The sequence below is a fragment of the Helicobacter bilis genome (assembly GCF_900198365.1).
Classification (GTDB): domain Bacteria; phylum Campylobacterota; class Campylobacteria; order Campylobacterales; family Helicobacteraceae; genus Helicobacter_A; species Helicobacter_A bilis_B.
On record NZ_FZMS01000011.1, the window covers coordinates 1 to 10598 of the forward strand.

General features: G+C 37.0%; 11 protein-coding genes and 2 pseudogenes. 3 read left to right on the forward strand and 10 right to left on the reverse strand.

Annotation, left to right across the window (positions count from 1 at the left end; genetic code table 11):
* Positions 1-927: 927 nt before the first annotated feature.
* The 4 genes from C6H08_RS02310 to C6H08_RS02325 form a co-directional block, all read right to left on the reverse strand.
* Positions 928-1551: a DUF3972 domain-containing protein gene (locus tag C6H08_RS02310; protein WP_104686084.1), complete on the reverse strand. Its 624-nt coding sequence runs from the start codon at positions 1549-1551 to the stop codon at positions 928-930.
* A gap of 391 nt (positions 1552-1942) precedes the next feature.
* Complete coding sequence (gene purE / locus C6H08_RS02315; RefSeq protein WP_004087966.1) at positions 1943-2443, reverse strand: 5-(carboxyamino)imidazole ribonucleotide mutase; 501 nt, start codon at positions 2441-2443, stop codon at positions 1943-1945.
* A 222-nt stretch (positions 2444-2665) separates the two neighbouring features.
* A complete protein-coding gene (locus tag C6H08_RS02320) occupies positions 2666-3736 on the reverse strand; it encodes a hypothetical protein (RefSeq protein WP_034579353.1) in 1071 nt (356 codons plus the stop codon).
* On the reverse strand, positions 3711-3938 hold the full coding sequence (locus tag C6H08_RS02325) for a hypothetical protein (RefSeq protein WP_034565171.1): 228 nt from the start codon (positions 3936-3938) through the stop codon (positions 3711-3713). The genes C6H08_RS02320 and C6H08_RS02325 overlap by 26 nt, the downstream gene beginning before the upstream one ends.
* A 78-nt stretch (positions 3939-4016) precedes the next feature.
* Here C6H08_RS02325 and C6H08_RS12500 point away from each other — a divergent pair, with 78 nt between their 5' ends.
* A complete protein-coding gene (locus C6H08_RS12500; protein WP_233708446.1) occupies positions 4017-4325 on the forward strand; it encodes a hypothetical protein in 309 nt (102 codons plus the stop codon).
* Here C6H08_RS12500 and C6H08_RS02330 read toward each other — a convergent pair.
* The 6 genes and pseudogenes from C6H08_RS02330 to ppa form a co-directional block, all read right to left on the reverse strand.
* Complete coding sequence (locus tag C6H08_RS02330) at positions 4290-5873, reverse strand: FAD-dependent oxidoreductase (RefSeq protein WP_233708447.1); 1584 nt, start codon at positions 5871-5873, stop codon at positions 4290-4292. The genes C6H08_RS12500 and C6H08_RS02330 overlap by 36 nt on opposite strands.
* Before the next feature lie 188 nt (positions 5874-6061).
* Positions 6062-6331, reverse strand: a complete 270-nt coding sequence (locus C6H08_RS11765) for a GtrA family protein (protein ID WP_233708448.1) — start codon at positions 6329-6331, stop codon at positions 6062-6064.
* Positions 6332-6344: 13 nt separating this feature from the next.
* Positions 6345-7337 (reverse strand): UDP-glucose 4-epimerase GalE, encoded by a 993-nt coding sequence (galE, locus tag C6H08_RS02340; RefSeq protein WP_233708449.1) that lies wholly within the window; start codon positions 7335-7337, stop codon positions 6345-6347.
* A gap of 39 nt (positions 7338-7376) precedes the next feature.
* Positions 7377-7545: pseudogene (locus C6H08_RS12505) on the reverse strand (GtrA family protein); the annotation flags it as partial.
* Between the two features lie 93 nt (positions 7546-7638).
* Positions 7639-7746 (reverse strand): annotated as a pseudogene (locus C6H08_RS12510) (NAD-dependent epimerase/dehydratase family protein); the annotation flags it as partial.
* Between the two features lie 212 nt (positions 7747-7958).
* The gene (ppa, locus tag C6H08_RS02345) at positions 7959-8480 is read right to left on the reverse strand and encodes an inorganic diphosphatase (RefSeq protein WP_034564151.1); all 522 of its coding nucleotides are present in this window, start codon (positions 8478-8480) and stop codon (positions 7959-7961) included.
* Positions 8481-8631: 151 nt separating this feature from the next.
* Between ppa and C6H08_RS02350 the strand changes: the two genes are divergently transcribed.
* Both C6H08_RS02350 and C6H08_RS02355 read left to right on the forward strand, forming a co-directional pair.
* A complete protein-coding gene (locus C6H08_RS02350; protein ID WP_034564149.1) occupies positions 8632-9105 on the forward strand; it encodes a hypothetical protein in 474 nt (157 codons plus the stop codon).
* 59 nt (positions 9106-9164) lie between these two features.
* On the forward strand, positions 9165-10544 hold the full coding sequence (locus C6H08_RS02355) for an FAD-linked oxidase C-terminal domain-containing protein (protein WP_034564147.1): 1380 nt from the start codon (positions 9165-9167) through the stop codon (positions 10542-10544).
* The last annotated feature ends 54 nt before the right edge of the window (positions 10545-10598 follow it).

Here is a 10598-nt window from a genome sequence, read left to right on the forward strand (position 1 = left end):
TGGCTTTCAAGTGTGGCGTGGAAAATATGGCAGCATAAACGATAAAATGGACTGCCATGATTTGCTTTGTAGGGGTCGCAATGACATTCAATATAGAATCTAGCACTACAAAACATGATTGTTTATCGCTATTATCACAAAATAACAGAGACAATCAAATTAAAATAAAAATCTAATAAAGATATTTCGCTACGCTCAATATGACAAGAGAAAAGGGCGGCACGACAAGATTCCAAACGATATAGAATCTAATACTTAACAAGAATACAATCTAGCACACTCTTACACAAAAGCAAACACAAACAGGGCTTTAAAAGAAAGAATACAAATAGAAACACAAAAAAAACAAGATAAGATTCTAAACAGTATAGAATCTAGCTTTCTATGTTAATTATAGCTTATGTATTTAAGGCTTATTGTAGATAGATTTATGTTAGGATTTGTTTTAATGGAATGGAGATTTCAATCTTATTGCATGTTTTACAAACTTTAGTTAATTTGTAATTTTGCTAGAGTAAAAAATTCTATGATTTTATGTAGTTACTTAATCTTATTGAATTTTTGGATATGCTTGTAAGCAAACTTTTTTTGTATCTATTGTGTTTAAAATCATAAAAACTTGTATTTTATTATCGATTTTATTCCATTTTTTGTGTGATATAGAATCTTGTATTGTGGGTTTTATTTCTAAAATTGTTATATTGTTTATAACCTATGAAAGTTCTATGTGTTTTTAAGGCTTATAAAATCGCTGTATTCTATGTATTAAACTTACATTATAGAATCTTTATTAAATAAATCAAGTCTAACTTCTTAGCTATATTGAGACTATGCTTTTTAATACAAGTTAGAGCGGAAGATATCTCTTTTAAGATTCTGTAATATTTGTAGTCTTTAGTGTTTAAGTATTGACAGCTTCATAATTTATCATGTCGTGCTATTACTCACTTTACCCCACATGAGTTTGTATTTTCGTTTCACAAACTCCACTTCTTCTTGTGTCTTTTGTAGTTGCTGTCTTAGAATCTCTATGGTCTTTTTATCATCATCATAGATTTCTTGCATAGATACAAGTGCTTCTTTTAAAAAGCTATTTTCACTTTTAAAAGCTGCTATCGTCTCATCTTTAGAGCTTAATACCTTATCATGCAAGCCTAAAATAGTAGCAATAGTCTTCTCTACAAACACGGGGTCTAGTGCGTTGCCATTCATATCAAGTGAAACCAAGCGATTTTCTACTTTTTTTATGAGGGCTGATGTGCCTGTGCTTGCTTCGACATAGATTCTGCCATTTTCTTGCTTACTCTTAATTGTCTTATCTTTTATTAACTCTGCTACTTTCTCTTTCTCCAAACCTGATAGCTTTAAAAACTCATCTAAAAGTAGCCAAGTCTCTTGCTTTGTGTTTGCATTTGCTTTTACTATTTGCTGGTATTTTTCTTGTTTAGATTCTATTTCGTCTTTAATTTCTGTTTTTACTTTAGTATCTAATTTTCCTTGAGATTCTACTTTTTCTGGCGTGTTAGAATCTAGTATTTTTGTTGCTTGCAGGGTAGCAGCTTGAGTTTGGCTATTTATGGTGGCTTTGTTATCTTTGAGTGTGCTTTGGGCTATTGTTTGTTTAGAATCTTGTATTGTTTTTTGCGGTTTCGTAGTATCACTTTCATCTAAATAGTCTTGCATACTCTCTTTAATGGTCTTTGCATGGGATAAATTTGGTGCGTTATTTTCAGTATCTATACTGCCATCAAGTATTTTTTGCGTTTCTTTCACATACGCACGAAGTGTGTCTTGCTCACTATCTTTTATGAGAGAATTGCTTGTTGTATTACCATTTTGCATACTCTCATTTTGAATGCTTTCTTGCATTTCTCGTATTGTCTTTAAGCCTTGTAATTGCAACTTCTCCTGTTCTGCCATAACTTTCCCTTTTTATAAGCTTTTAGATTTCACTTTGTATGCTTTGTGTATCTTTTTCTAGCTGACTTGCACGATCTTTTCTTTCTTTTACAAGAAGCTGTGCTAAATCTGGATATTGTGGCAGAAGAGATAGAATCTGTGCTGTAAAAAAAGCAGCATTAATCGCCCCAGCCTTGCCTACACTCATAGTAGCGACAGGGACTGCTTGTGGCATTTGCACGCTTGATAAAAGTGCATCTAAACCATCAAGCACACCACCTGCAAGTGGCACTGCTATAACAGGCTTTAGCGTGTGTGCTGCAATAGCGCCTGCTAAGTGTGCTGCCATGCCCGCCGCCCCGATAAATACCGCCGCCCCGCGTTTCTCTGAAGTCAGCACAATCTCTCTTGTTCTCTCTGGTGTCCTATGAGCTGAAGATATATGCACTTCAAAAGGGATTTCAAACTTTTTTAAAATAGCAATGCACTCCTGCATAACCTTCCAATCACTTTTACTTCCCATAATAATCACAACAAATGGCATACAACACCTCACATAGAATATTCACTTGTATTTTACTATAAAAAAGTGTGTATGTGTAATTTAATGTAAAATTTAGAATGCGTTATATAAACAAACACGCATTAAGAACTTGTTTTGTGGTTTATTTTCAAAAGGTTTGCTGAATGTTTAGCTACTTTTAATTAGTCTCTATGGGTTGGCAGCTACTACATGCAATATCAATATTCAACCAATAAGAAAAGATTATGCTATTTTCTTGCGATAAAAGTAATGCATTGGGATATAGATAATGCTCGCCCAAAAGCCTAAATACCATAACACAAAGCAGAAATGTGTGTGAATATAGCTATGAGATTTACCAAGCACAAACCAGCTTATTGCAGGCAGGGCAAAGCATATAAGCAAGGCGATATAGAAGTTTCTGTAACTTTTATTAGATTCCACTAGACAAACCAGCATACTCACTCCAAGTAAAAAAAGCAAAAAGGGCTTACTGAGATAAATCTTTATAACCTCAAAGGCATTTGCAGTAAGTGATGGGGCATAACCCGGATGAAAGTCCTTAGGATTACCACCTGTCATTCTGCGTAAAAAGTCGTTGTGATAAATATCCATAAGTCCAGCCCATAAATCCCCACCACCGCGGATATAAGTATGAATTATAAAGGTAAGCAAAAACCCCACACAAGCAAGGATAAAAAGCCCTAAGCCATATTTGAAAGCCTTTTTTGCTGAAAGGCTAAGAAAAGGGCTTTGAGAGTCTGTAAGCACCCCATAGATAAAGCTTACAATAAATGGGCTAAGAGAAAAAAGAATAATACTAGTAAGAAACTCATAACTCATACTTGCACGCAGGGCTATGGCAAACATATAGGCTAGGCAAAATAGAGTGAGTGTGGTTTTAGAGAGTTTATTTTGTGTTGCTACCACTCTATATAAGCTAAAAGCAATAATCGCAGGGAGAATCCAAAAAGCAAGACTAAAGTAAAGACTCCCACCAAATTTTGCGATCCAGTTATCTGTAAAAAGAGACAGAAAGAATATAATCCCAAAAGCTCTACCAAAGATTTTGCCTAGCAAAATTGAGCATACAAGTAACGCCATTGCACTAAAAATGGCATTAAGCCAATAGAGAGCTTTAAAGCTTGTGAGATTAAGGGTTTGATAGAGCCACGCATAGAAAAAGCCCTGCACTCCTATGGTCGATTTGTAGTGACCAAAAGAATGTGGGACAATCCCCTCATTTAAGATTCTTGATGTCCCATTGCCATAAGTATCCTCTATGCCCTTAGCACTCACAAAGCTTAGCCCCATATCCCTCCAAATCATAGCCATATTGCAGGGCTAAAATTGTCGCTGGGATATGACTCTCCACATCGGCAAATCTATTTGCTTTTGTGTAGAAAATGCTACTTGTAACAAGTAAGACAAAAACTCCCCCAAGTAGCATATATACCCTATTTCGTGTGATAGAATCCACACTCTGCAGAAATCGTATAAAAAGATTGTGTAACATTGTTTGCTCCTTTGTTAGCTGATTTTCTCGTTATTTTCTTCTTCTAGGATTCTTAGGGAAACCTACTCGCGGCAGGATTTGGGTGATAAAAATGGGGCTTTGCAAGGCGAAGCAAGGGAGTTACCTGAATCGGTAATGACCGAAGCTAAGACGAAGCAATCGCCATTTTTAGCCCCAAAGCCAACGCAATCGCCCAAGACCGAATCCTATGCCCTATGCTTTGCCGCTCTCTTGATAGTCATAATCTGTATTGATGTGCCACAAATCACACTCCTTGCCCAAAATCTTATCCGCACACAGAAGCCCCATAAGAATGCTATGGTCTTGATTGTTATACTTAAAGCTGCCATTTCACCCGATGAAATACAAGTCTTTAAAGCTATCTAGGGCTTTGTAGATTTTATGCAAGTTATCTTTATAGCCCTTTTCATACACGGGGTAGCTTTTGTGGATTTTTAGCACACTTGTATTTTTGATAAGGCTAGAATCTGCCACAAGCTTAGATTCTAGCAAATCCCTTTTTGCTATCTCGCTTAGGGCATTATCATCTAGATTCCATAAGGCTTCATCATTATTTGCCCAATACTCAAGGCATAAAATTGCTGAGTCTTGTCCGCATTGCAGGTCTTTAGTCCAATTAGCAAAATTGATGATTCTGCCGGTTTGGGTATCCTTGCTATGCACATAAATCCAATTATCTTTAAATAATGCGGCTTGTTGCGATAAATGCGGGAGCTGCGAAAAATCGCGGCGGTCATTACCGCTAAGGTAACTCCCTTGCGATTTTCCTTGCAACCCACATTTCTCATCAACAATCCTAACATTATTTCTATCGTTATCGGCGTTTTTACGCCCAGCTTGTTTCTCTTCTTCTAGGATTCTAGGAGTTGCGGTGGGGCTTTGCTCGTTTTGCGGGGATTTGGGGGTAGGAGTTACCTTAGAGGTAATGACTGCCCCCAAATTTTCGCAATCGTGTGAATGCTCACCCAAAACAAGCGAAGCGTTCGGCGATAGCCGATGTTTCTTTAGTAAAGCCAAATCCCCTACTTCTACATAAACTAAAATCGTGTTTCTAAATTTTAATCTCCCTGCCATTTCTTTCACACTAGAATCTAGCTCATCTAACGACAGCACCATATCCCTAAAAGATGCGGTAGAAATCACAATATCCCCGCTAAACTCGCCCTTGTTTGTGTGAATACCTACCGCCTTTTTGCCCTGCGTTTTAATGCCTAGCACCTCCACACCACAATGCAGCACTCCGCCGCGTTTTAGAATCTCTTGCTTCATATTTTCATACACCACGCCACAGCCCTTTTTGGGGTAGCTAAACTCATCAACCAAAGTCTTATGCTTTTTGCCCCCACCGCCAAAGAATGCGGATTTTATCGCTTCATAGAGATTAAGCCCTTTAATGCGTTGTGCGGCAAAGTCAGAATCTAGCTCACTGCACTTAATCCCCCAAAGCTTTTCTGTGTAGCTTTTAAAAAATATGCTATATAAGCGATAGCCAAAGGCATTTGCCACCCAAGATTCAAAGCTATCGCCTTTGAAGGGGCTAATTTTTGCCCTGATATAGCTAAAAACACAGAGGGCAGATTCCATAAACCCAAGTTTAAAAAGTGCGTCAAAGCCACGCAAAGGGTAGTAGAAAAACTTGCGGTTATAAAAGATTCTAGTCAAACGCGATACTTTCTCATACTCGCCATTTGTGTGAGAATGCCAAAAGTCATTTAAGCGAGTATCTTTGCTAAAGAAGCGATGAGGTCCAATATCCACAATCTGTGAAAATAGTTCTATGCTTTTACTCATTCCACCAACCTGTGAATCTAGCTCAAAATTCTCTACGCTAAAGCCATTTTCACCTAGCACTCTAGCCGCACTAAGCCCAGCCGGTCCTGCACCGATGATTAAGACTTTTTTATTTTGTCTCACTTATTATCCTTTCTTGTAAATTTAATAAAACTAAAATATTTATGTCCCAAATAGTTGCAGATAAAGCCCACGCTCACACCGCTAATGTGAGCTACAAACTCTAAATGTTTTTGATGAAGTAGGAAGCTTTTGTGTGGGGCTAAAAAGGGGCAAGATTGTATAAAATCCTGCAGAGTTGTATAAAAACTCTATAAAAGCCAAAGTGTCCCCACACTCACAAATAAGGCAATAAGTAGCCCAAAAAGAGCCACAATACTAAAGCGGATAAAGGCTAGTCTTAAGCTTATATTGCGAGAAAAGATATATCTTGCGGACAAGGTGAAATTCACAAAATGCCCTAAGATATAGGCGATAATCACACTGCTTGAAAAGCTTATGTAAAAGCTTAGAAAATGCCTTGAGATGAGATTGACAAATAGGGCTAGAAAAGCAACACAAACATACTTTATTAACTGCATTAACTTCCCTTATTTAATAGCGTGGGTTGCTATGCCAAGCAAGTGCTGAAGATAGGATTGTCTCAATATCTGTAAAATGCGCCTTCCAGCCTAGAATCTGCTTTGCCTTAGAGCTATCGCCAATGAGTGTGGCAGGGTCGCCCTCTCGTCTAGATTCTATGGTGTAGGGGATTTTTTTATTGCAAAGATTACTAGCACATTCTAATAATTCAAAGATAGAAAAGCCTGATCCATTGCCAAGATTAAAGGCTTCGCTTTTGCCACCATTTAAGAGATACTTTAGGGCTAGAATATGTGCGTTTGCTAAGTCGTCTATATGGATATAATCCCTTATGCAAGAGCCATCTTTTGTAGGGTAGTCATCGCCATAAATGCTTAGAACTTCTCTTTGTCCTAGTGCCGTTTGTAAAAGAAGTGGGATTAAATGCGTTTCAGGGCTATGAAACTCGCCGATATTAAAAAGCATACTTGCCCCAGCGGCGTTAAAATAACGCAAGATGACATAGTTTATCCCATAGGCGTGGCTAAAGTCTTTTAACATATTTTCTACCACAAGCTTTGAGTAGCCATAGGGGTTTATGGGATTTTGCGGGTGGGATTCTGTGATAGGCAAATGCAAAGGGTGTCCATAAGTGGCACAAGTGGAGCTAAAGATAATGTTTTTGACATTTGCTTTACGCATAGATTCTAAGAGATTTAGCGAGTTTGCGACATTGTTGTAATAATACTTGCTAGGGTCTTTGACGCTCTCGCCCACATAGGCAAAGGCAGCAAAGTGCATAACTGCTTGTATTTGATATGTGCTAAAGATAGAATCTAGAGTGGCTTTATCGCTTAAATCAGCGTGGATAAAAGTGGTGTTTTTGTGGGCGGTGTGAAGTTGGTGGGATAAATCATTGTTGGAGTTTAAGTTAGATTTAAGGTTGTTATAGAGAATAGAATCTTGTGTATTTACCCCCCCCCCCCCGTTAAAATTTTGCTCTAATTGTGTAAGAAAATCTAGCACAGAGTCTTGTGTGTTGTGTGTTTTAGAATATAGATTCTACAAAAATTCGCCCTTGCCTATACAATTTGAACGATTAGCTAAATTGTGATGGATAGTCATTATCGCTTAGATAACTCCTACCCTCTAATTTAGCTAAAGCCTCCAAAGCCACAGAGCAATTGCTAGAATTTGTGGTTTTGTTTGCGTGGTTTGTTAGTGTAGAATCTAGATATTGCGATGAGGTAGTAGGGCTTTTAGTAAATGGACTCGTATAAGAAAAAGGAAGTGGTGTGTAATGTAAAGATTCCTTATGCCCATAGACTAAATTATCTAGCACAATGGTTTGAAATCCTAGAGTATTTAGCAGGGCATTTGTGTGAGAGCCGATATATCCCGCCCCACCGGTTACTAGAATCTTTTTGTTTGGCATAGCTTTCCTTTTTAAAATTTATAACTAGCAAATTTATTGAGTTAATATACAGAATTATGTTATAACAGCAAATAGTTATAACATAATCCTATGTATTATAGTAATACAAAAGCATGCGCAGTAGCACATAAGCTTGTTGCAAGGGTTAAACCTTGCAAATAATATAACATTCAAAAAACAACTAAGAAATGTTTGCAAAGGTAAGATTGGAATTAACCTTTATAGTTCTTGATAGCTTGTTGTAAGAGTTCAGCAGCTTTATCTGCTTCTTGGAAGTCTTTTACTTTTACCCATTTATCAGGCTCAAGCATTTTATATGTCTCAAAAAAATTCTTGATTCTATCAAGTGTAAGTTTTGGTAGATCCTTATAGCTTTTCACATCGCTATATGTCGGATCGATTTTATCAAGGGCAACAGCAAGTAGCTTTTCGTCCATACCACCTTCATCTTCCATGATTAAAACACCTATTAATCGGCATTTAATGACAGAGCCAGCCTGTAAGGGATACTCATTTAACACCAAAATGTCCATAGGATCATCATCATCTGCTAATGTATTTGGCACAAATCCATAGTTTGCAGGGTAATACACCGCTGAACGCATGATTCTATCCACTACAACCGCACCAGAATCTTTATCTATCTCATACTTAATGTCTGAACCAAAAGGTATTTCAATAATCGCATTAATCTCATTTGGGACTTTACCATAACTGATTTTTGTAAGATCCATAATCTCTCCTTAAAATTAAATTGGCTTGTATTATAACACTGCATTATTAACTAATCCATTATTTAATTTTGTTCTAAAATATATATTTCTTTATGTGTATTAAACTCGCATTTTATGGTAGAATCTAGCCTTTTATTCAAGAAAGGATACTATGCGTTTTTATCTCTGTAATTTTTTTATACTCTTTTGTCTTGCTACTTTTATAGCATGTAATGATACCAAAATAGATTCAAAAACTACCACTTTAGATGAAGAAACATGGCTATTTAACACGCAATATATTAAGACTATAAATGAAACAAGTTGGGAAAAGCTATCTGTGGGTGCGTTGAATGACTTCACAGACTTTAAACTTGAATTTACCTATATATCCACAGGCAAACCGCAAACTTGTGGATTATATGCAAAAGGAATAGTTGCAAATGAAGCGGTTGGGAATAAAGAAAAAATACAGACAAAGATTCTCATGCGACCAAATCTTATACCAGATGCAGCTATTTGGATTATTCGCACAAATAATACAAAAGGTAGCATAAAGATTGAAATCAGCGATATTGCCGCATTTATAGAATCTTGTGGCGATGCGCATCAGTATGCAGTCGGCATGTATGATTCTATTCAGTAAGAAAGCTTAAAATATAAATTTTTAGACTACAATATTATAAAACTTTAAAAAGGAAAATTATGGCATTAGATACTACTCATATAGACTATTTCAAACAACTTTTAGGTGAAGAAAACGCAAAGATAGATTCCTTGCATAAACTTGCATATAGCTATGATGCTACGCGTGAATCTAGAGAGCCAGATATGGTGCTTTTCCCAAGAGATGAAAAGGATATTAGCGATATTTTAAAGTATTGCAATACTCATCTCATTCCTATTGTGCCAAGGGGGGCTGGTAGCGGTTTTACAGGTGGGAGTATTGCAGCAGATGGTGGCATTGTATTAGCCCTAGAAAAGCATATGAATAAGATTCTAGAGCTTGATACAAAAAATCTTATAGTGAGAGTGCAGCCCGGAGTGATTAATAAAGATTTACAAAACTTTGTAGAATCTCATGGGCTTTTCTATCCACCAGACCCCGCAAGTGAAAATCAAAGCACAATAGGTGGTAATGTGAGTGAAAATGCAGGTGGTATGCGTGCCGCAAAGTATGGAATCACAAAAGACTATGTTATGGCTATCCGTGCAGTGCTGCCAAATGGTAATATTATCCGTGCAGGTAAGAAGACGATTAAAGATGTGGCAGGATACAATGTCGCAGGGATACTTATCGCAAGTGAGGGGACACTCGCAGTCATTAGTGAAATCACACTAAAACTCATCGCAAAGCCAAAGATTACGCGTTCAGCAATGGGCATTTTTGACACAATAGAGAATGCGATGAATGCAGTGTATAAAACAATGGCAAGTGGAGTTACGCCCGTTGCTATGGAGTTTTTAGACAATCTTACAATCCGTGCTGTTGAGAGTAAGTTTAACAAAGGCTTACCTATTGAGGCGGGAGCTATCCTTATCACAGAAGTAGATGGTAACTTAGAAGAAGAGATACAATATCAATTAAAACTTATAGAATCTAGATTTAAAGAGAATGGTTGTATTGAATTTAAGGTAGCAAAAGATTCTAAAGAAGGGCAGGATTTATGGTTTGCGAGAAAGAATGCAAGTCAAAGTATTAGTATTTATGGTAAGAAAAAACTAAATGAAGACATCACCGTCCCTCGTGCAAAACTGCCAGAATTACTAGAGAAAATAGGTGAAGTAAGTAAGCGTTATGGCTTTAAGATTCCATGTTTTGGACATACAGGCGATGGTAATGTGCATACAAATGTCATGGTTGAAGACTTAAAAGATTTAGATAAAGGGCATGAAGCCATCACAGAGATCTTTAAAATCGCAGTTATGCTAGAGGGGACTTTAAGCGGAGAGCATGGCATTGGACTTGCAAAAGCGCCATTTATGAATCTTGCTTTTAATGAAGATGAAATGAATTTGTTTAGAAGTATTAAAAGTGCATTTGACCCAAACAATATTTTAAATCCAAATAAAATGGGATTGTGAGATTCTTTATTCCTACCCAAAATTCTAACCGACATTTTTTTCATTGTCAAGTCG